General features: G+C 71.2%; 22 protein-coding genes. 10 read left to right on the top strand and 12 right to left on the bottom strand.

Features of this window, described 5'->3' with window-relative positions; genetic code table 11:
• Positions 1 to 225 precede the first annotated feature (225 nt).
• Positions 226 to 975, top strand: coding sequence for a phosphotransferase (locus ACWEIJ_RS15105; RefSeq protein ID WP_449837745.1), 750 nt, complete (start codon positions 226 to 228; stop codon positions 973 to 975).
• Here ACWEIJ_RS15105 and ACWEIJ_RS15100 read toward each other — a convergent pair.
• Genes ACWEIJ_RS15100 through ACWEIJ_RS15085 form a run of 4 tightly spaced genes read right to left on the bottom strand, consistent with a single transcriptional unit; the run spans position 956 to position 4,854 of the window.
• Positions 956 to 1,786, bottom strand: coding sequence for an NAD-dependent epimerase/dehydratase family protein (locus ACWEIJ_RS15100; RefSeq protein WP_449837744.1), 831 nt, complete (start codon positions 1,784 to 1,786; stop codon positions 956 to 958). The two genes, ACWEIJ_RS15105 and ACWEIJ_RS15100, sit on opposite strands and share 20 nt — an antisense overlap.
• Positions 1,787 to 1,825: 39 nt before the next feature.
• Positions 1,826 to 2,680, bottom strand: coding sequence for a formyltransferase family protein (locus tag ACWEIJ_RS15095; RefSeq protein WP_449837743.1), 855 nt, complete (start codon positions 2,678 to 2,680; stop codon positions 1,826 to 1,828).
• A complete protein-coding gene (locus ACWEIJ_RS15090) occupies positions 2,677 to 3,897 on the bottom strand; it encodes a glycosyltransferase (RefSeq protein ID WP_449837742.1) in 1,221 nt (406 codons plus the stop codon). The genes ACWEIJ_RS15095 and ACWEIJ_RS15090 overlap by 4 nt, the downstream gene beginning before the upstream one ends.
• Before the next feature lie 18 nt (positions 3,898 to 3,915).
• The gene (locus ACWEIJ_RS15085) at positions 3,916 to 4,854 is read right to left on the bottom strand and encodes a phytanoyl-CoA dioxygenase family protein (RefSeq protein WP_449837741.1); all 939 of its coding nucleotides are present in this window, start codon (positions 4,852 to 4,854) and stop codon (positions 3,916 to 3,918) included.
• A gap of 312 nt (positions 4,855 to 5,166) precedes the next feature.
• Between ACWEIJ_RS15085 and ACWEIJ_RS15080 the strand changes: the two genes are divergently transcribed.
• Together ACWEIJ_RS15080 and ACWEIJ_RS15075 are read left to right on the top strand one after the other, a co-directional pair.
• Positions 5,167 to 6,309, top strand: coding sequence for a glycosyltransferase (locus ACWEIJ_RS15080; RefSeq protein ID WP_449837740.1), 1,143 nt, complete (start codon positions 5,167 to 5,169; stop codon positions 6,307 to 6,309).
• Between the two features lie 113 nt (positions 6,310 to 6,422).
• Positions 6,423 to 7,412, top strand: a complete 990-nt coding sequence (locus ACWEIJ_RS15075) for a phosphotransferase (RefSeq protein ID WP_449837739.1) — start codon at positions 6,423 to 6,425, stop codon at positions 7,410 to 7,412.
• A gap of 59 nt (positions 7,413 to 7,471) precedes the next feature.
• Here the strand turns inward: ACWEIJ_RS15075 and ACWEIJ_RS15070 are convergent, their stop codons facing one another.
• Positions 7,472 to 8,182: a hypothetical protein gene (locus tag ACWEIJ_RS15070; RefSeq protein WP_449837738.1), complete on the bottom strand. Its 711-nt coding sequence runs from the start codon at positions 8,180 to 8,182 to the stop codon at positions 7,472 to 7,474.
• A 247-nt stretch (positions 8,183 to 8,429) separates the two neighbouring features.
• Complete coding sequence (locus tag ACWEIJ_RS15065) at positions 8,430 to 9,482, bottom strand: Gfo/Idh/MocA family protein (RefSeq protein WP_449837737.1); 1,053 nt, start codon at positions 9,480 to 9,482, stop codon at positions 8,430 to 8,432.
• 134 nt (positions 9,483 to 9,616) lie between these two features.
• On the opposite strand from ACWEIJ_RS15065, the gene ACWEIJ_RS15060 reads away from it, so the two are divergent.
• Positions 9,617 to 10,408, top strand: a complete 792-nt coding sequence (locus ACWEIJ_RS15060) for a phytanoyl-CoA dioxygenase family protein (RefSeq protein WP_449837736.1) — start codon at positions 9,617 to 9,619, stop codon at positions 10,406 to 10,408.
• Entirely contained in the window at positions 10,405 to 11,514 is a 1,110-nt protein-coding gene (locus tag ACWEIJ_RS15055) for a pyridoxal-phosphate dependent enzyme (protein WP_449837735.1), read from the top strand. The genes ACWEIJ_RS15060 and ACWEIJ_RS15055 overlap by 4 nt, the downstream gene beginning before the upstream one ends.
• Before the next feature lie 43 nt (positions 11,515 to 11,557).
• On the opposite strand, the gene ACWEIJ_RS15050 is transcribed toward ACWEIJ_RS15055, so the two are convergent.
• Together ACWEIJ_RS15050 and ACWEIJ_RS15045 are read right to left on the bottom strand one after the other, a co-directional pair.
• A complete protein-coding gene (locus tag ACWEIJ_RS15050; RefSeq protein ID WP_449837734.1) occupies positions 11,558 to 11,782 on the bottom strand; it encodes an MbtH family protein in 225 nt (74 codons plus the stop codon).
• A 31-nt stretch (positions 11,783 to 11,813) separates the two neighbouring features.
• Positions 11,814 to 13,055, bottom strand: coding sequence for an FkbM family methyltransferase (locus tag ACWEIJ_RS15045; protein ID WP_449837733.1), 1,242 nt, complete (start codon positions 13,053 to 13,055; stop codon positions 11,814 to 11,816).
• A 348-nt stretch (positions 13,056 to 13,403) separates the two neighbouring features.
• Between ACWEIJ_RS15045 and ACWEIJ_RS15040 the strand changes: the two genes are divergently transcribed.
• Together ACWEIJ_RS15040 and ACWEIJ_RS15035 are read left to right on the top strand one after the other, a co-directional pair.
• Complete coding sequence (locus ACWEIJ_RS15040; RefSeq protein WP_449837732.1) at positions 13,404 to 13,658, top strand: hypothetical protein; 255 nt, start codon at positions 13,404 to 13,406, stop codon at positions 13,656 to 13,658.
• Positions 13,592 to 14,728, top strand: a complete 1,137-nt coding sequence (locus tag ACWEIJ_RS15035; protein WP_449837731.1) for an NAD(P)/FAD-dependent oxidoreductase — start codon at positions 13,592 to 13,594, stop codon at positions 14,726 to 14,728. The genes ACWEIJ_RS15040 and ACWEIJ_RS15035 overlap by 67 nt, the downstream gene beginning before the upstream one ends.
• Before the next feature lie 295 nt (positions 14,729 to 15,023).
• On the opposite strand, the gene ACWEIJ_RS15030 is transcribed toward ACWEIJ_RS15035, so the two are convergent.
• Entirely contained in the window at positions 15,024 to 15,341 is a 318-nt protein-coding gene (locus tag ACWEIJ_RS15030) for a hypothetical protein (RefSeq protein WP_449837730.1), read from the bottom strand.
• A 308-nt stretch (positions 15,342 to 15,649) separates the two neighbouring features.
• Positions 15,650 to 16,114 carry a VOC family protein gene (locus ACWEIJ_RS15025; RefSeq protein WP_449837729.1) on the bottom strand — a complete coding sequence of 155 codons (465 nt, stop codon included), beginning with the start codon at positions 16,112 to 16,114 and terminating at the stop codon, positions 15,650 to 15,652.
• Positions 16,115 to 16,176: 62 nt separating this feature from the next.
• On the opposite strand from ACWEIJ_RS15025, the gene ACWEIJ_RS15020 reads away from it, so the two are divergent.
• On the top strand, positions 16,177 to 17,142 hold the full coding sequence (locus ACWEIJ_RS15020; RefSeq protein ID WP_449837728.1) for a helix-turn-helix transcriptional regulator: 966 nt from the start codon (positions 16,177 to 16,179) through the stop codon (positions 17,140 to 17,142).
• A 25-nt stretch (positions 17,143 to 17,167) separates the two neighbouring features.
• On the opposite strand, the gene ACWEIJ_RS15015 is transcribed toward ACWEIJ_RS15020, so the two are convergent.
• On the bottom strand, positions 17,168 to 18,016 hold the full coding sequence (locus tag ACWEIJ_RS15015; protein ID WP_449837727.1) for an NAD(P)H-binding protein: 849 nt from the start codon (positions 18,014 to 18,016) through the stop codon (positions 17,168 to 17,170).
• An 86-nt stretch (positions 18,017 to 18,102) separates the two neighbouring features.
• Between ACWEIJ_RS15015 and ACWEIJ_RS15010 the strand changes: the two genes are divergently transcribed.
• Together ACWEIJ_RS15010 and ACWEIJ_RS15005 are read left to right on the top strand one after the other, a co-directional pair.
• The gene (locus ACWEIJ_RS15010) at positions 18,103 to 18,822 is read left to right on the top strand and encodes a TetR/AcrR family transcriptional regulator (RefSeq protein ID WP_449837726.1); all 720 of its coding nucleotides are present in this window, start codon (positions 18,103 to 18,105) and stop codon (positions 18,820 to 18,822) included.
• Between the two features lie 103 nt (positions 18,823 to 18,925).
• Positions 18,926 to 19,477: a hypothetical protein gene (locus tag ACWEIJ_RS15005; protein ID WP_449837725.1), complete on the top strand. Its 552-nt coding sequence runs from the start codon at positions 18,926 to 18,928 to the stop codon at positions 19,475 to 19,477.
• A 6-nt stretch (positions 19,478 to 19,483) separates the two neighbouring features.
• On the opposite strand, the gene ACWEIJ_RS15000 is transcribed toward ACWEIJ_RS15005, so the two are convergent.
• Positions 19,484 to 20,065: an Rv1733c family protein gene (locus tag ACWEIJ_RS15000; protein ID WP_449837724.1), complete on the bottom strand. Its 582-nt coding sequence runs from the start codon at positions 20,063 to 20,065 to the stop codon at positions 19,484 to 19,486.
• Between the last annotated feature and the right edge of the window lie 38 nt (positions 20,066 to 20,103).

The following is a 20,103-nucleotide window of genomic DNA, read 5'->3' as shown; positions in this document are numbered from 1 at the left end:
CCGGCAGGAGCATGGCGCGCGTCCTTCGTCAGCACCCCGATCACCGTCGCACCTCCGGCCGATTCGCGGCGTCACCGACGCCCGAGCGCCCTCATCCTGAACCAAGGCCGGTCCGAGTGGTAGATCGACAACCGGCTGGTCGACCACCGCCGCGGGCCTTGCCCACGGCGGCGCCACGCTGTTGCATCCCTCTCACCGATGTCTTTCCGCTCGGAAGGGGGCGCGATGCCGACGTGGCAGCCGCTGGCCGGCGGCACGATGTCCACAGTGGAGGTTCGCGGTGACGTCGTGCGTCGTTCGACCGGCTTCTGGACCCCGCCGGTTCACGCGCTGCTCCGCCACCTCGAGGCGGTCGGCTTCGACCGAGCGCCGCGGGTTCTCGGCGTCGACGGCGAGGGCCGGGAGCTGCTGACCCTCCTTCCCGGCCAGGTGCCGTCCGCGCCCCGCGGCTGGTCCGGCGGCGATGACGTGGTCGTCGCCGCGGCGCAACTCCTGCGCCGCTACCACGACGCGGTCGCCACGTTCCCGGCCGGGACGGTCGAGGGCTGGGACCCGTTCTTCCAGGAGCAGCCGAGCGGCGAGGTCATCTGTCACAACGACTTCGCCACGTACAACTGCACGTTCGTGGACGGGCTGCCCTGGGGGATGATCGACTTCGACGGCGCCGCGCCGGGTTCGCGGATCTGGGATCTGGCCTGGGCGGCCGTCTCCTTCGTCCCGTTCGACCCGGACGTGCGGATGGCCGACCGCCCCAGGCGCCTGCGCCTGCTCTGCGACGCCTACGGGCTGGCCGACCGCGTGCCGATCGTCGACGCGATCGAGCGCCGGCTGAGCAAGCTCCGCGCCGGCATCCTGTCGGCTGTCGGCACGGACTCGCCGCAGGCCGCCACGCCACCCAGCCACATGGCCTTCTGTCTGCGCGCTCACCGCCTCGTGCAGCGGTTGCGACCGGAACTCATCGCCGCGCTTCGCTGAGGACGACGGTGGGGCGCCAGCCCGCGGCCAGAAGCGCCACCGGACGCGCCCGCACCGACGAAGTCAGGACCCCGAACGCGTTCTCGCCGAATCGGAGCGCGGTCGCGCGGGGCACCGGGCGCGCCGCAACGCCGCGGCGGACCGCGGCCAGCCGAGCGGCCTGCACCGCGCGCAACGGTGCACCGTCCGAGACGACGCAGAACTCCGGGAGCCGACCGGCCAGCGCCAGCGCGACGGCGGTCGCGACGTCGTGCCGGCACACATGGCTCTGCCAGTTGACGCCAGGGTCCACATAGGACACCGAGACGCCCGACAGGGTGGCGTCGTCCGCGAAGACGGGCCCGAGCCGCAGGAAGGTCGCGGCGGCGCCGGCCTCGGCGAGACGACGCCGCGTCGCCTGCTCCATCCGCACGGTGGTGAAGCCCAGCTCGAAGTCGGGCGCCACCGCGGTGCTGTCGTCGACCCAGCCGTCCACCGACCCGTACACGCTGACGTTGCTCAGATGAACCCAGTGGCGCACGCCGGCGGCTGCCGCCGCGGTGGCGAGGCTCTCCGCGGCGGTGACCAGTCGTCCACTGCCGCCACGCGGTCCGGCCGGCGCGAGGGCGTACACGACGGCATCGGCACCGCGCAGCAACATCGCGGCCGCGTTCGGGTCGACGAGCAGGTCGCTCTCCACGAGGCGGACGGCGGGTGGACCGCCGACACCCGAACCCGGCAGCCCGACCGCGACCACGTCGTGCGCACGCGCCAAGTGCTCCGCGACCACCGACCCGAGGAAGCCGGTGCCGCCCAGGACGACGATCCGCATCAGCCGCGCCTCCTCGGGGTGCTTCGACGGCGCCGCGGGTCAGGAGCTGAGCGGCACGAACTCAAGACCGAGCTCGCCGCTGCGGCAGGACAGGATCACCTGGTCGGGGTCCTCGTGGACCACCGTTCCCGGTGAGTAGCCGCCGACGCCGTCGCGTCCCCACCGCAGCGAGAAGCACGACGCGATCAACCGGCCGCGGTACGTCGGATACTGCTCCGGCGGGAAGATGAGCGACCGGCACCAGTCGCGCACCTCATCCACGTCGCGATCGAGGTCGGTCAGCTCGCTGTCGGAGAAGTCGATCGCCTTCCTCGAGAAGACGGTCGCCAACGCCTCGTCCTGAGGCTCGGCTTGGACGGCGCCGTCGAGCAACGCGGCGGCGTGTTCCTTGAACAGCTCGAAGCCGTGGTCGTGGTAGGCCCGGTAGAGGTCGTACGCCGAGGAGAAGACCGGCAGCGGAAACGTCCGCCTGGCGATGATCGGACCCGCGTCGACCTTCTGGACCAACACGTGCAGCGTGACGCCCACCGCGGTCTCGCCGTGCCGCACCGGCAGGGCGGCGGCGAGGCTACCCCGATACCGCGGCAGGGCCGCGAAATGCAGGTTGTACGCGGCGGCGCCACCCAGCGCCGCGCAGTCGACGACACGATCGTGCTGCAGGGAGAGGAACATGTCGCCGGGGCCCAGTTCCGCCTTCTCCAACCGGTCGTGCACGGGCCAGCCTCGGCGTTCGGCCAGTGCCACGAGCGACGGCAGCCAGGTGTCGCGGCCCGACTCGCTGCGGTTGCGAACCACCTCCACCACGGCGTCCCGCCCGCTCACCGCGATCAGGGCGGCCAGCAGCCGGGCGCCGCGGACGGCCAGCCATCCCTTGCCCGCCACCACCACCCTCATCGCGCACCCGCCCCGGCCTCGGCGAGCAGGAGCTCCTCGGCGACCAGTCCCGGATCTGGATCGCGCGCGATCGACTCGGCCGCGCGGCGCGCTCGTTCCCGGTACGCCGGATTCGTGAGCACCTCGGCCAGCTCCTTCGCGGTTTCCTCGAGACCCAGGTCGGGCGCCACCGTGCGGCCCACACCGCGGTCAGCGGCGATGCGGGCGTTCTCGAACCCGTCCAGCCAGTGCGGGATCATCAACGACGGCACGCCGGCGCGCAGGCCGGTCATCAGGCTGCCCCGGCCGGCGTGGTGCACGATGACATCGGCCCGCGGCAGGATGTGCTCCAGCGGCGCGAACCCCTCGACCAGGCAGCGCTCCCCCGCCGCGGCCACCCGCCCGCGGCAGACGAGGTACAACACGCGGAAACCGTCCCGCTCCGCCAGGACGGCGAGGTTCGCCGTCGTCGGCGGATAGTCGTTGGCCCAGCTGTCGCCCAGAGAGCAGACGATCAGCGGCCCCAGCTCGGTCCGGTCCACAAAGGCCTGAATGTGCGCTGGAACCCCGAAGTTGTCACTGCCGGAGTAGGCCGGGTAACCGGCCACCCGGAAGTGCGCGGGCCAGGACTCCCCACCGCTGCCGAACAGCGCCGGACAGAGGATCAGGACGCCACTGGCGGAGAGGCTGCCGAGCGTGCTGGCGTGCTGCCGCTCGGGTAGTCCCAGCTCCCGGCGGACCACGTTGAGCGGCGGCGAACCCAGGCGATCCACCAGATTCAGCGTCCGGACCGCGGCCGCCCGCTCCGCCTCCGGCGCGTCCGCCGGCGGGTAGTAGAGGTCGACGATGTCGCGGCCGGCAACGGAGATGAACGCCGCGCCGAGCAGCTCGGCCGCCAACTGGCCGGCGACCTGGAAGTGATGGGCGACCACGGCGTCGAACGGTCCGTCGCTGAGAATCGCGCGCACCGACGCGGCGGCGTTGGGGACCGCTACCCGGCGGATGAGCTGGGCGAGCGCACGAGCGGTGTCGCCCGAGCGTTCGAACACGTCCTGGCACGCACTACCCGGTCCCAGGGCCACGAAGCGCAGACCGGTCCGCGTCACATCGCCCTCGTACTCGGCGTGCTCGAAGACCGTGACGTCGTGGCCGCGGTCGCGCAACGTACGCCCGATTCCCAGCATCGGATACAGATCGCCGCGCGATCCCAGACTGACGACAGCGATGCGCAATGCCATACCTCCAACGTCCGGACCTCAGTAGGTGGTGATGTCCCGCGCCATGTCGCCGCTGCGGGCGGCGGCGGCGTCGATGAGTTTCAGCTGCGAACTCAACGCGCCGTTCCTGACGTCGTACTTGGCCGCCCACTGCTCGTACGTGGTCAGCCGGGACCTGTCCCCGCTCGTGCGGCACAGGAACCCGCCCTTCGCCTTCTCCCGCATGGCGGGGCCGTCGGCGCCGAAGCGGATGTCCACCGTCCAGCGGACGTAGTCCGACTCGTTGTGCAGGGCCTGGTGCACCGTGCTCTGCGTGAAGACCACGACGTCGCCGGGACTGGCGGGCACGGTCACCGGCTCGAAGTCACCCAACCGGGACACCGACACGTTCTTGTTGTGGTAGGCGTCGAACTCGGGCGCGATCGTGCCCTGGAGATGCGACCCCGGGATGATCTGCAGGCACCCCGCCGTGGCGTCGACCGGCACGAGCGGCGTCCAGCAGGTCAGGACGTCGCCGTCGGCGGGCTCCCAGCCACGCAGGTAGAAGGCGTCCTGGTGCCACTTGATCTTCTGCACGGGAGCGTGCGGCTCACGCGGGCGGCCGTTCCAGGTGTCGTGCGCCCACAGCTCGTCGCCGAGCACGCTGCGGATCCGCCCGGTCAGCTCCGGCCGGCGCCAGAGGTCGAACATGGCCCGGCTGACGAGGACCCGCCGCCAGGTCACCGGACGCAGTGCGGGCAACTGCCGCCGGATCAGCGCCCATCGGGTTTCGAACGGCGCGTCCTCGTGCAGCTCGCTGATCAGACCCTCGTCGCGCCACTGGACGGCGAACCGGTCGACGACCTCCGACAGGGCATCGCGCACCGGCTGCAGCGCTTCATCGGGCAACACCCCGCGCAGCACCAGGTAGCCCTGCTCTCGCAGAGCCGTTCGCTCCTCGTCGCGCAACGACACCTCGGGCACGCGGTCGTCAGCCATGGCCGTACGTCCTCTCGATGGGTACGGATGCAACCCGGTGCTCGGGTTGGCGCGCGCCAGGCCGACGGTCGTCGCGTTCACGGCGGGGGCTCTGTGGCGTGCTGGAGGCGTGGCCAGGGCCCCATGATCCGGCCCGGCGTCCATCAACCGGAATGCTAGGAGCTGGTCGCGGATGATGTACAGCGGTGCTCAGCAGGGCGACCAACTGCGGACAGCCCGCGGTTGCACGTGCGGCGCGGTTCTTGCCGGGGCTGCGCGAACGCGCCCAGAATCGAGCGGGTCGTGACCAATGAGGATGGTCGGGCGAACACGATGAAAACCGTTCTGTTCCTGCCGTATCCGTCGACCTCCGGCACCTGGGGATCGACGTTGAAGCTGGCGGCGATCGCCGAGGAATGCCGCCGGCGGGGCGACCGCGTCGTCTTCCACGCCTGCCCGCCGACCGATGCGCTGCTGACCCGGCGCGGCTTCGAGGTCGTGCCGTGCCCGGGCGCGGAACCAAGACGTTCACCGGGTCCCATCGACAGCCTGTACGACGCCTGCACGGCGCTGGGCTTCGACGAACCCGGATTCTGGACCGCGGTGTTGCGAGCGGAGGCCGAGGCCGTCCGGTCGGTGCGGCCGGACGTTCTGGTGTCGCACATGCGGTTGACCGCACCCGTCACCGCGAGAAGGCACGGCATCCCCTTGGCCTCCTGCGCGTCCTGGTGCACCGATCCGCGTGCCCAGGCCCGCGGCGACCATCAGCTGGACGACCTCGCCAGGGCACTGGCGGCGGACGGCTGCGGCCTCGCCGTCGACTCAGCCGTCGAGTTGGTGTCCTGGCACGCTGATCTGCAGCTGGCCTCGTCCTACCCGGCCTTCGAGCCGGAGCTCCGCGGCACTCCCCGAACCGTCTACACGGGATATCTGCGTGACCCGATGCCGGACGACACCACTTGGCGGCGGAGCATTCCGCAACGGCTGGTGCTGGCGTACGCGAGCTCCGCGCCCTGGGGCACCGAGCGGGTGATCGGCGCCCTCGAGCGTGCCGCCGCGAACGTCGGCGCCGTCGTCTGGTGTGTCGCCCGCGGCGCCGGGCCGGCCGGGCGCCGCTCAGCCAGTGCCGAGTTGTTCTCGTATCTGCCGTTCGAACGACTGATGTCCCGGGCGGCCGGGCTGATCTTCCACGGCGGCCAGGGCAGCGCCCTGGCCGCGCTCCACTACGGAGTACCGGCCCTGGCCGTACCAGGTCGGCACTACGAGCGCCGGTACAACGCGGACCGGCTGGCGGCGCTCGGCGCCGGCGTGCACGGCGCGCTGACCGATCTGCGTCCCAGCCGGCTGTCCGCGATCCTCGCCGAGATGCTCGACGACGACCGGATGTCCCGTGCGGCCGCGGCGGCGCGCAACACGGACGAAAGCCTGCGTGGCGCGGCTACCGCGGTGGACGCCGTCCACGCGCTGGCATCGTGACGCGAACGCCCGAAGATCGCGGAACCGCGCGAGCGAAGATCCACGGATAGGATCCGCCCCACGACCGGCCGCCTGGATGAGCGGCTCGCGGACAGAGGAATGTGGGCGACGCGGTGACATCCCAGAACGATCCGGAGGCAGACCTCGCCAACGCCGTGGCCGTCCACTTCGGACTGGGTACGGCGGCGGGTCCGATGACGTCGGTCGATCGCGGCGTGATGGGCCAGGTCTGGCTGCTGCGCACGGATTCGGGGCGCTGGGCGGTCAAGTCGCTCTTCGGCGACGCGGACCCCGAGAGCGTCACGGTCGACGTGCGGTTGCAGAAGGCCGCAATGGCCGCCGGTCTGTCACTTCCGCGGCCGATACCCGGCGCCGACGGGCAGTTCGCGGCGACTGTCGAGGGCCGTGTCTGGCGCGTGTACGAGTGGTACGACCTCGGCCCCGCACCCGTGCCGCCCGTGCCACCCGCGCTGGCGGAGTCGATGGGAGCCGTGCTGGCTCGCCTGCACGGGCTGGCGCTGCCGCCACCAGGACCGGTGTCCAGCTGGTTCACCGAGCCGCCGGCCGCCGAGGACTGGTCCGACCTGCTTTCGCGAGCACGGGACGCGGGGCACGAATGGGCGCCGGCCCTGGCCGAGACCGTGCCCGTCCTCCTCGATCTGGGCTCCGCCGTGCAGACCGGCGAGCATCCTCCGGCCGTCCTCTGCCACTGCGACCTGGTCCCGGGCAACGTGCGGGACACCGGCGACGCGGGCCCGGTGGTCTTCGACTGGGAGCACGCCGGCGCACTCCCCCCACTCTGGGAACTCGGCTACGTACTCGTCCAGTGGTGCTTCATCGCCGACGGCAGCGTCGACACCGCGGCGGCCGGCGCCATCGTCGCCGCCTACCGGCAGGGGATGTCCGCGGCTGTGGACGTCGACCTCGGGATCTTCACCGCCGCCATCGTCTCGTGGCTGAACTTCACCGCCGGCACGGTGGCACACGCTCTGGAGGACGCCGGCCCGGACGTGCAGGAATTCCTGCACGTGAACCTGACCCGGCTGCTCGACCAGCCGTTGTCCCGCGATGTGCTGGAGCAGCTCCTCGTCGCGGTCAAGTAGGCCGGCGGCCCGAGCGGATCCCAGGGCCTCGGTTCTCCGATCCGCTCGGGCCGCGGGCGTCAGTTCCCGGTGGCGCGGTCGGACGGTCCGGCGATCCGCGGGCAGATCTTGATCGGCCGGGCGCCGACGAAACTGGCCCGGAACTGCGGCATCCAGGCGTGCACGCTGAACCGGTTGTTCGGGTCGAAACCGGCGATCATGAAGCCCGAACGGTCGTACCGGCCGCGCATGATCCACACCCACCAGCGGAAGTCGGCCGGCTGGCCGGTGAGATGACGCAGCCGGGCCGCCAGGATGATGTACCGCTGCAGGCTCAGCCCGAGCGAACCGTCCTTGTCGTACTTCTGGCGCAGCTCACGTGCGGACACGTTCGGGTCGTCCGGAACGAGCCGGCCGGACGTGAGGAACCACAGGTCCTCCTCCTCCGCCGGTGCGGTGACCAGCGGGTCCGAGGTGGCCCAGGTGTCGCAGTGGAAGGTCCGCGCGGTCTCCTCCAACGACAGGCCCTGGGGCGAGACCACCGGGATCCACCCGTCGGCCGCGGCCTGCACGAGCTCCTCCCGGGTGTACGGGCAGGGGCCGAGCGAGAACTTGCGGCCGGTGACCGTCTCGATTCCGCTGGCTCGGAACCAGGACTCGTACTCCTGCCGCAACGCCTCCGGCTCGAACGGATCCTCGACGGCCGGGACGTACGCTCGCAGGTCCGTCGGGTCCAGGATGCCGTCGGCGAGCAGTCCCTGCACCAGGCCCAGAGCCCGATCCCGGGTCAACGCCGACGGCGGTCGAGCAGATGCGAACGGCTCCGGTGCCGATGCCCGAACATTCGCGTCGGTCCGGTCTTCGGTCCGAGTGTCTGTCATTGTCCGTACCCTTCGAGCCGAGAATCGGCTAACTGGGCGTGTCGCCGCGGCGGCACGCGCTGCCCGCTTGTTCCGACGATTCCTCCGGGCGGTGGTGATCGCCCGGAGGACGTTCATCCGCAGACTTTCCGCAGTCGAACACCGGATGTCCGTCCGGTCAGCCCGCGGTTACCGAGTCCACCGCGACCGACCGGCCGCCGTCGTGCCAGGAACGGTCCGCGGCCTCGAGCGTGGCCACCACGCGAACCCCGAACCAGCCATCGGAAATCGGCCGCTTTCCTGACTCGGCGCATTCGATGAAATGCGTTATCTGTTCCATGATCGGTTCTTGTACGGCGATGTGCGGCGCCACCGTGTCCCCATATCGGTAGGTGAGCTGGTCCGCACCGAAATCCGGAGACGGTTCCAGCGCCATTCCCTTGTCGTACACCTTCACCGGCTCATCCTGGTCGGTGTCGTCGTACACGATCATGCTTTCGTCGCCGACGAGGACGAGATTGCGAACCTTCCGCGGCGCCAGCCAGGACACCGCCAGGGAGGCGATGACCCCGGACGGGAACGTCAGATCCACGAATGCGACGTCCGGGATCCCGGAGTTGATGACACTGCGCGCGTTGGCGCGGACCGTCGCCGGGCTTTCCCCGAGCAACCGCAGGACGATCGCGACGTCGTGCGGAGCCAGATCCCAGAGCACGCTGGCGTCATCGCGGTGCGTACCCAGGTTCAGCCGCGAGGACATCAGGTAGTGCAGCTTGCCGATCCCCGTCGTGTTGAGCCGGCGGACGATCCACCGGACCCGAGGGCTGAACAGGAAGGTGTGTCCCACCATCAGCACCCGCCCGCGCCGATCTGCCAGCTCGGCCAGTTCCACCGCCTGCGCGGTGCACGTGGTGAAAGGCTTCTCGACCAGAACGTGCCGGTCCGCCTCAAGTGCCGCCCGGACGTAGTCGGCGTGGGTCTTCACCGGCGTCGCGACGATCACCGCCTCGACGTCCGAATCCGCCAGGGCACCGTCCAGGTCGGACCGGCAGATCACCGACGGGTAGTGCCGGCGCACCCACGCCAGCCGACTCGGATCGGAATCGACGGCAATGACGTTGTCGGGACCTACCAGGCCGACCAGATTGCGCAGGAGCTTGGCACCCCAATAACCCACTCCGAGCAGCGCCACCTTCATCGTCATCCGCCCCCACGCGTCGCCGCCCGCCATCGCCGATCGTGCCAGCGGAGCCTATGTGCGCGCAGCTTTTCCGACCAGCGTCCGATTTTGCCGGCGATCAACTTTCAATCCGTGCCCATCCACCGTCCTTGCCCGTGCACCGATTGCCGGAGAGACTGGGTGACATGGCGGACAAAGGCCCCCACGAATTCAACACGGACTTCCGCTGGCAACGGCCAGAAGGACCGTTCCGGCGGATCACCCAGGAGCAGGTCGACTCGTATTGCGAGCGCGGGTTCTTCGTTGTTGAGGACGCCTACGACCAGGATGCCGTGGCGCGAATGACCGCGGAGATCGATCCGATCCAGACGCGGATCAACGCGGTGCTGGATCGCCGTACGAGCGGCGACAAGCCCGGCTTCACCATCGCGTCCAACCTGGTGGTGCGCTCGCCGTGGCTCCGCCAGGTCTGCTCCACCGGAGTCCTCGCCGACGTGGCGACGGACCTGCTCGGGCGACAGGTCCGCCTGTTCTGGGAGCAGGCCGTCTACAAGAGCCCTGCGCATTCCCAGGCGTTCGCCTGGCACCAGGACAACGGCAAGACGTTCATCGAGCCGCAGCAGTACATCACGTGCTGGATCGCGTTGACCGACGCCACCGAGGAGAACGGCTGCCTCGCGGTGGCTTCCGGCCTGCACAGGAGGGGCACTCTGCGGCACTGGCCCAGCGAGCACGGCTGGGTCTGCCTCGACGAGGACCCGGCCGAGACCGTCTCCGTCCCGCTGGCCGCCGGCAGCATGGCCGTCTTCTCCTCGGTCACGACCCACATGACGTACCCGAACCGGAGCGGATCGACGCGCAAGGCGTACGTCGTGCAGTACATCCCCGACGGCGCCGTCGCGGTCAGCCGGGATGAGGACGGCGCGCTCACCACCACCGCGCAGGACCTCGACGACCGTCAGTTTCTCGTCCCGTGAGCCGGCTGCGCCGCGAGCAGGCCGGCTGGGACCGCCCGGCACCCGCCTTCGTGGTCAACCACCTCGCCGGCGGAACGCCGGAGCAGCCCACCCGCGAGGCGTACGACTGGCACCGCGGTCTTCCCGGGTATGCCGCCACGCCGCTGCACGAGCTGCCCGAATACGCCCGGCAGCTGGGCTTGGAGCGGTTGTGGGTCAAGGACGAGACGAATCGGCTGGGGTTGCCCGCCTTCAAGATCCTCGGCGCGTCGTGGGCGGCTCAGGTGGCGCTCTCCCGGCTCGCCGCGCGACCGGCCGTTCCCGTGCTGGTGGCCGCCACCGACGGCAACCACGGACGCGCGGTGGCACGAGTGGGCCGCCGGCTCGGCTGCCGCGCCAAGGTGTTCCTGCCCGCCGACGCCGCGCCTGCCCGGATCGCCGCGATCCGCGCCGAGGGCGCGGACGTCGATGCACACGCGCCGACCTACGACGAGGCGGTGCGCGCGGCAGCCGGCTTCGCCTCGGCGACGCCCGACGCGGTGCTCGTCTCCGACACCGCGTTCACCGCCGACGAGGCGGTTCCCCGGGCAGTCATCGACGGCTACGGAACGATCTTCTGGGAGATCGAGGAGGCGCTCGCCGGCACCGGTGACCACTGGCCCGACCTGGTCACGGTCCAGATCGGCGTCGGGGGGCTGGCGGCCGCCGCGGGCAGGTTCTTCCGGCACCGCGCACCGGCCGGGCCTTTCCTCTGCGGAGTGGAGCCGAGCGACGCCGGGTGCGCCTTCGCGTCGGTCGGCCGGACGACGCCAGCACAGATCGTGTCCGACTTCGAGTCGATCATGGTCGGCCTGAACGCGGGCCGGCTGTCCTGCGCGGCGTGGCCTGACCTCTCGGCCACCGCCGACGGCTTCGTCACCATCCGCGACGGCTGGTGCCGAACCGCCCAGGAGGCTCTGCACACCCACGGGATACCGGCCGGTGAGACCGGTGCCGCCGGCCTCGCCGGCCTGCTCGCCCTGCGCGATCTCGCCGCTGCGACGGCCGATCCGGCGTTGACCGCTGTGCGAAATGCCCGAAGCGCGCTGGTGGTGGTCACGGAGGGCATGACCGGAGAGCCCGGTTGACCGGTGTGCAACCGCGACGCGACCGCGGTTGCACACCGGCTGCTCAACGACCGGCGGCCCGTTCCTCGAGCCGGCGCCGAACCGACAACGGCGTCATGTCCGTCCAGACCTCGTCGATGTGGCTCACGCATTCCTCCTCCGAGCCGGACACTCCCACCGCCTCCCAGCCGGCGGGCACCTCCCGGCCGTGCGGGAAGATCGAGTACTGCCCCTCGACGTTGCGGACCACCTCGTAGCGCCGCTGTCGCGGCGCTTCGGCCTCGCTCATTGCTGCTCCTCTCCGAAGTGATTCCCACTCATCAGTCGTCCGCCCGGGTTCGCACGTCCACCCCTCCGCCCGGATCGAACGTCAGCCGGACCGCGCGGTGGATCAAGTGCAGTGCGGCCATCCGGGCGGCCACCACGTCGGCGACCGGATACCGCCCGAGCAGCCCGGCCGCCGAACGCCAGTCCCCGCCGACCACGCGGGTCAGCGCCGACGGCAGATCGGTGTCGGAGCCGACCGGCAACGGGTATTCCGCGAACAGGTGGCGCGCCCACGCCCGGCCGTGGGACAGGCCCAGCCGGAAACCGCGCTCCAACCACGGTTCGGACAACGGAGCCGCGTGCGGGTCGGCTCGCGCGTCGACGAGCAGGTGGCCCTCTGGCCAGATCCGCCTGCCGAGCTGGTGGAGCTGGTCGAGCAGAGCCGCGATCTCCGCCACCGCGGGGCCGTACCGCGCCGCGGCCGGCACCGGCTCCGGACGCGGTGTCGCAGCCGGCACCGCACCGCGCCGCGCTCGTACGATCCGGCAGTCGCGGGCGAAAGCGGTGGAGGTGAACGCCGGCTCGCTGACGGTGGGCACCAGACCGTGCCGGCTGAGGATCGCACAGACCTGGGCGAGCGCCGACCGGTCCGTCTCCACCACCACCGCGTCGATCAGCGGCCAGTGGGCCGAGTCGACACCGGCCAGCACCCGCGCTTCGTCACCCTCGACGTCCACCTTCAACAGTGACACCCGGCGCAGTGCGTGCGCCTCGACCAGCTCCGAGACGGTGACCTGGGGCACCGACGCCCGCGCCGGGGCGAACAGCCCGTCCAGGGCGTCCCGCGCGGCCCCGTCGGCCACCTCCCGCCCCCACGGTCCGCGACCCAGGACCCGCGGCACGGACCGGGCCAGCGTGGCGCGGGTCTGCTCCAAGGTCCGGAGATCGTCACCGTCACGGGTGGAGGCCAGCATGCTGCCGCCCCGGCATCCCAGGATCTCGGTGCGGCCGGGCCGATCACCGACCGCCGCGTGGACGGCCAACGGCTCGGCCCGGTTCTGATACAACGCGAGGTTCCTGGCCAGCGCCGCGTAGGAGGGTGCGAACGGCTCGACCGCGATGACTTTCGCGTCCGGGTGGCGGCGCAGCACATCAAGGGAGAAGAGACCGATGTGCGCACCGACGTCGATCACCACGGGACGTTCCGGCAACCGGCCCATCCCGTGCAGGTACCCGCTGCCCGAGGCCAGCTCGGCGAGCACGATCTCCGCCTCGTACGGCGTGGTGGCGAACACCGGCTGTTCTCCGATCAGCGCCAGCGAATTGTCCGCGGTCCGGTCACTGATGAGACCTACGAGGTTCGCCGCCTCCGGTGACAATCGGTCTGGCGCTATCCGGACGGCCAGGACCCGCAAGCCGTCATCGGTCGTGAACGGGCGCACTTCGGTTACACAGACGGGCAGCATGACGTAAGAGTCGCCTCTCTCCGCGAGCGAGGCCGATGGTATCGACTCGCGACTGATTCGCGCGCCTGCGTTTTTTGCCACCAGGCCGGAAAACCGTGCGCTTGCTTTCGCCGCCCTCGCGGGTGTTGGCTCAGCGTGCCATTCAAAACAATGCGTTCGCGGGGAAAGGACACGGCCGTGGCAGGAGAGGAAGTTGGCGTAGCGGAGCAGGTCGGCAAATCGCTGCGCGAGGTCCTCGGGTACGAGCCCTCCGCCGATGAGGACCTGACCGGCGCAATCGATTCCATGCAGAAGCTGGAGCTGCTCGTGCTGCTGGAGGAGCACCTCGCCATTCCGTTCGAGGACGAGGCCCTGAACGCGGACTGGTGGGGCACGCGGTCGGGGATCGTCGCGTACGCCGAGTCCGCCCGCCCGCAGGTCAGTCCGTCCTGAGCAGCGACGTAGCGGTCGTCGGTGCGGGCATCGTCGGAGCCCTCACCGCGTGGCGGCTCCAGGCGGCGGGACATCGGGTGGTCCTGCTCAGCCCTCGGTGGCTGGGCGGCACGACCGCGGCGTCGGCCGCGGTCATCCGGACTGTTTGCGACGAGCCGGAACTGGCCGCCGACAGCCTCGCCTGGTACGGCCGGTGGAGCGACCGGGCAACGCCTGCGCTGACCGCCCTGGTGCGCTGCGGCGTCGTGGTGGTCACCCCGCCGGAGGCCGTGGACTCGGCGAACCGGGCGAGCCGGCTGGTCGCCGGTCGCGACTCGGCGGCGACACCCCGCCGGTGTGATCCCAGCGCGGTACCGGCCGGGTACCGCCCAGGTGCGGGCGTCGCCTGGTACGAGCCCATTTCCGGATGCGCCGACCCGCGCGTCATGGTGCTTTCGATCATCCGGGCATTTCTTCGTGCGGGCGGATCGCTCCGCCAGGCCAGGGTACGGTCGGTGAACCGCACCCGCGGCTCCTGGACGCTGCTCACCGACGGGCCGGCAGCGCGGGCCGCGGTCGTCCTGCTGGCCGCGGGTGCGGACACACCGACGCTGCTGCCCGACCCGGCGACCCGCCGCCAGGTCCACCGCCAGCCGGTGAGCATGGGGGCGTTCGACGGGCACACAGCCGCCATGCCCGCGTTCGTCGACCTGGCCAACGGCCTGCTGCTGCGCCCGTTCCCCGGCGGCATCCTGGGCACGCTGCGCACGGACCACCGCGGGCAGCGCTTTCTGGACGCGCTGCAAGTCGCCGCCGGCACCCGCCTGAGCCGGCTCGCCACGACACGACCGCGGCTGGTCACCGAATCCGAGTTCGACATCACCGCCGATGGACAGCCGTTCATCGGACAGGTTGACCACGGCTTGTTCGTCGCATATGGCCTCGGCGGACGGGGCTTCAAGTGGGCGCCGGCTCTCACCGAGGCCATCGCGGCAGCGATGACCACCGGCCGGACACGGGAGTCTCTGCTGCGGTTCGATCCGCTGCGCACGCAAGCCGCGACCGCGGGGCCGCTGGCCGCACTGTCCTGAGCCGGAACTGCCCAGCCGGCCCGCGCTTCAGGCCCGTGCGGTACCGAGGGAGATGCCGGCCTCCCTGGCGATCTGGCGCAACAACGAGTCCGGCCGGTCGGCGATCACCCTGCTCGCCATCCGCCGCCCCTGAGCGGCGTTGATCGGCCTGGCCCTGCCGTCCAGCCCAACCCGCACCGGAGACGCCGGCAGGGCCGACCTGCTCCTGATCGCCGCGACGGTCTTGGCGGCCAGGCCGGCAGTGGCGGCGACCCCGCCGAGCGCCGCTCGGCCAGGGTGAGCGGAAGCCCATGCGTCACGTTGGCGTGGACAGCGAGCAGGAATGCGTCGGCATCACTGCCGTCGAAGAACTGAACGTCCATGCTTTGGCGGCCGGCCGAACGGGCGGCGGTGAGCCGGTGCATTCCATCGATGACGCCCGTTGTCCGGCGATTTGCGGAGATCGGCGGAAGCCCTCGGCGAGCGTACGAACGTGGTTGTGATCGATGCCGTTGAGCCGCGGCGAATCGGCCGAATGAAGAACGAACACCGGAACCCGCACGATCTGAGCGTCGGGCGGGTTTTCCGAAGTTGTCCTGAACGCCCGGTCATCGAGAGCCAAATCAGCGGACACCTCCCCCTGGAGTGAACCTGACCGCGATCGAGGTGATGGTGCGAAGCTGCCGCTCAAACCGCCCCCGAAATCACGAGGACGAAGCTACTGACCGCGGCGCCGACGAGGCAATGGTGTTCGGTGTGCGCGGGCCGATGGGGTGCGAAACCCAACGCCAGGTGGGGCAAACGACAGCCCGGCGTCGTGCTCGCGTTCGTCGGTCAGGTGCCGCGGCACCCGGTGCATCCCGCCGGCGGACGGCAGGTGTGCACGGGTGGTTCCTCTCGGTGCTTCAGGGCGGGGTGCGGGCGCACCCCGCCCCGCGGTGCTCAGGCCTGGTACTGGGCCGCGACGTCGACGATCCAGGTGACGCCGAACCGGTCGGTCAGCATCCCGAAGGCGGGCGCCCACTGCGCCGGGCCGAACGCCTCGATCACCGCGGCGCCGTCGGCGAGGCCCTCCCAGATCGGCGTGACCTCGTCGACGCTCTCACCGCGCACGGACAGGAAGAACCGCTCCTCGGTGATGGTGGTGCCGTTCTCCCGGCGCGTGCTGGGCGCACCCGTCGGAAGCGGCTCGCCGGCTCCCGGCACGTCGTAGGCCATGACGCGGAAGCCGTTCTCGGCGACGACCTCGCCGAACACGACGTTCTTCGCGCCCGGCACCTCGGCGGGCATGCCGAAGTCGGCGTAGGTGATGACGGTGATCTGACCGCCGAACACCGAGCGGTAGAACTCCAGGGCCTCCCTGGCCTGGCCGCGGAAGTTCAGGTGGGTGACTGCGTTGAGTGACATGAGAGGGACCTTGTCAGCGGTAGCGGACAGGGAACGTCCGCTACTCGTGCCAAGCTGAGAACATGCCGATCGCCGCCTCCACCACGACCTCGGGCCGTCTGCTGTCGCTGCTGTCGTTGCTGCAGGTCCACCGCGACTGGCCGGGCGTGCTGCTCGCCGAACGGCTGGGCGTCAGCGAACGCACCGTGCGCCGTGACGTCGACCGCCTGCGCGAGCTCGGCTACCTCGTCCACGCGGTCAAGGGCCCCGACGGCGGCTACCGGCTCGAAGCCGGCAGTCAGCTGCCGCCGCTGCTGTTCGACGAGGAGCAGGCGGTCGCGCTCGCGGTGGCGTTGCGGATCGCCGTCGGCACCGGGGCGGGCATCGAGGAGGCCGCCGCACGCGCGCTGACCACCGTGCGACAGGTCATGCCGTCCCGGTTGCGGCAGCGCATCGACGCCCTGCAGATCGAACCGGCCGCGCCGTCCGGCACCCAGGTGGACACCGATCTCCTGCTTTCGTTGAGCAGCACCGTTCGCGCGTGCGAGGAGCTCCGGTTCGACTACCGGACGCCCGGCCGGCCGGAGACCAGGCTGCGCGTCGAGCCGCACCACCTGGTCGTCCGCGCCGGCCGCTGGTACCTCGTGGGCTGGAACCCGGACCGCGAGGACTGGCGGACGTACCGGGTCGACCGGATGACGCCCCGCGTGCCCAGCGGACCGCGTTTCACGCCCCGCGAGGTGCCCGGCGGTGACGTCGTGGCCTTCCTGTCCGCGCGGTTCAAGGGCTCCGGCAACGTCGACGCCTGGCCCTGCCGCGGCGAGGTGGTCCTCGATCTGCCGCTGGCCGACGTGGCCCCGTTCGCCGGCGACGGCACGGCCGAGGAGGCCGGCCCCGGCAGGACCCGGTTGCTGACCGGGTCGTGGTCGTGGGCGGCGCTCGCCGCGAACCTGACGCGCTTCGACGCCGAGGTCGAGGTGGTCGGACCGCCGGCCCTGCGCGAGGCGTTCGCCGCACTGTCCGAACGCGCCGCCCGTGCCGCGCGCTGAGCGCCCAGCCGCCGCGCGCCACACGTCAGCCCACCAGGCGCTCCAACACCGAGCGTGCCGAGATCGCCGGCCTCCCGAGCAACTCCTCCAGCGCCGGATCGGTCACCGCGAACTCACCGGCCCGCGCCGCCCGGAACATCCCGAGCGTGAACTCGGCCGCCGCCTCCGGCACACCCCGCGCGACCGCCGCCGCCTTCCACTCCTCGTCGTCCACCACCACCCGCCTGACCGCACGCCCCGTGATCTCCCCGAGAACCCTTGCCACGTCGGCGAAGTCGAGCATCTCGGGCGCGGTCAGCGGTGGCGTCACCCCGTCGAGCGCGCCGGGTCGCGTCAACGCCAGCACGTCCGCCTCGGCGAGGTCGTCGTGCGCGGTCCACGAGACCGGGCCGTCCTCCGGCAGCCGGAACTCACCGGTCCGCAGCGCGTCGGGCACGTACAGCTCGAACGTGCTCGCGTAGAACCCGTGCCGCAGCGCCGTGTGCGCCACGCCCTGGTCGGCCAGGTGCTTCTCGGTCGCCGCGTGCTGCCGTCCCGGATCGAACAACGAGCCGGGCGAGGCCGCCTGGTGGCTCGTGTACAACACCCGTCCAGCACCCGCGCGCACCGCGGCGTCGATCGCGGCCGCGTTGGCCCCGGCGGCCTGCGGGCCCCGGATCGCCGCCGAGACGACGAGCACCTGGTCCGCCCCCTCGAACGCGTGCTCCAGGCTCGCCGGGTCGGTGAAGTCGCCCGCCCGCGCCCGGACCCCGAGCCCCGCGGCCTTGCCCGGATCGCGCACGCTCACGCCGACCGCCGAGGCAGGCACGCGTTCCAGCAGCTTCGAGACGATCATGCGGCCCAGCCGTCCGGTGGCCCCGGTAACGATGATCATGACTTCCTCCAGCGTGAACCAGTGATTCGCCACAACGCTACCACCGATTCGAACCACTGATATCAAGATCCTGATACCATTGATCCATGCCGGACTCGCCCACGGACACCCGGTCCGCGATCGTCGCCGCCGCGACCCATCTGCTCCGCACCGGCGGCGCCCGAGCGGTGACGACCCGCGCGGTCGCCCAGGAGGCCGCCGTGCCGCCGCCGACGATCTTCCGGCTGTTCGGCGACAAGGACGGCCTGCTGGAGGCGGTCGCGGAACAAGTGATGGCCGACTACGTCGCCACCAAGGCGGCCAAGGCCGCCGACGAGCACGGCGACCCGGTCGAGGACCTGCGCGCCGCCTGGTCCGAGCACCTCGCCTTCAACCTCGCCCACCCCGACGTGTTCCTGCTCCTCGCCGATCCGGGCCGCCGCCGGCCCTCCCCCGCCACCAGCGCCGGAGCCGAGGTGCTGCGCGCCCGTGTCGCACGGGTGGCGGCCGCCGGACTGCTGAAGGTCTCGGAGGAGCGGGCGGTCGACCTGATCCACGCCGCGGGCAGCGGCGCGGTGCTCGCGTCGCTCGGCCGGCCTGAGGACCATCGCGATCCTGGACTCTCCGACGCGCTGTTCGAAGCGGTGCTCGGCCAGATCCTCATCTCCGCGCCGGAAGAGCTCGACCCCACGCCCATCGGCGTCGCGGTGGCGTTCCGCGCGGCGCTGCCCCGGCTTCCGGCGCTCACCGGCGCCGAACGCACCCTGCTGACCGAGTGGCTCACCCGGACCATCGCGGAACTCCAGGACCACCGCCCTGGGACATAGCCGGACCGGGCGTTCCGGCCCTCCTGCCGAAGGGACCTCGGACCGCAGCCACGCCTCCTTTCCCTGAGCAGACTCGAAGCCAGGAAACCATTGGGAGGTAACGATGTCCGCTGTAGAAACTCCGATCCGCGCCCGCACCGGCACGGCCGCGACGTCCCTGGCGGTCCTGCGCATCGCGACCGGACTGCTGTTCCTGTGGGCGTTCCTGGACAAGGCCTTCGGCCTCGGTTACGCCACACCGGCCAAGAACGCGTGGTTCTCCGGGGGCTCGCCGACCAAGGGCTTCCTGAGCCGGGTCGACGTGGGGCCGTTCGAGTCGACGTTCCACGCGTGGGCCGGGGCGTGGTGGGCCGACGTGCTGTTCATGGCCGGGTTGCTCGCGATCGGCGTGGCGGTGACGCTCGGCATCGGCCTGCGCGTCTCGGCGGTGGCCGGCACGCTGATGATGCTGCTGATGTGGGCCGCGGAATGGCCGCCCGCGCAACGGACTTCCGCCGGTGCGGCCACGATGTCGACCAACCCGGTCATCGACTACCACGTGGTCTACGCGCTGGTGCTGATCGCGCTGGCCGCCACGGCGTCCGGTGCCACGTGGGGCGTTGCGCGGTGGTGGGCGAGCCTGCCGGTGGTGCAGGCCAACTCCTGGCTGCGGTGACCGGTTTCAGCGTCCGGTCCACTCGGGCGCGACGCGGGCCCACTCGGCTGCCCAGCGTCGCGCCCGGATTCGCGTGTGCGTGAACTTCACCGCGAGGTACAGCAACGCCATGGCCTCGACGATCGCGGTCCACACCAGGAACGCGATCACCACCGCGTGCACGGCGACACCGGCCATGGTGAGCGGTGGGTCGGTGGGCGCGCCGGTCGCGTCGACCCAGATCCGCACGGTCGTGCCCGCCTTCAGGTCGTGGTGCGACGGCACCTCGCCCTGCCGCGGGGTGCCGTCCGGCAGCTTCCACCTCGCCTTGACCGGCACGGTCTCCAGCACCTCGTTCTGCTCACCGGTGGGCGCGTTCTCGGCGAGCACGGCGTCCACCTCGTGCCGGCTCGCCTGCTGGCCCGCGACCTGGTCGCGTTTCGCGGTGTAGAGCTCCGAGCCGATCGTGGCCGTGACGGGCACGGCGAGCAGCGCCACCGCGACCGCCACCGCCAGCACCGCTCCCTCCACCCGGTCGCCGACGTCGGCCAGCTTGTTGCGACACGGGAACACCCGCCGGAGAAGTCGGGACATCGGCTTCGCGCTCATGCCGTCCAGAGTTACCCGCGGGTGTGCGGAACCTCCAG

This window comes from Lentzea sp. NPDC004789, from assembly GCF_053601075.1.
The sequence above is the reverse complement of the archived record's forward strand: the minus strand, read 5'-3'. Positions and strand labels throughout refer to the sequence as shown.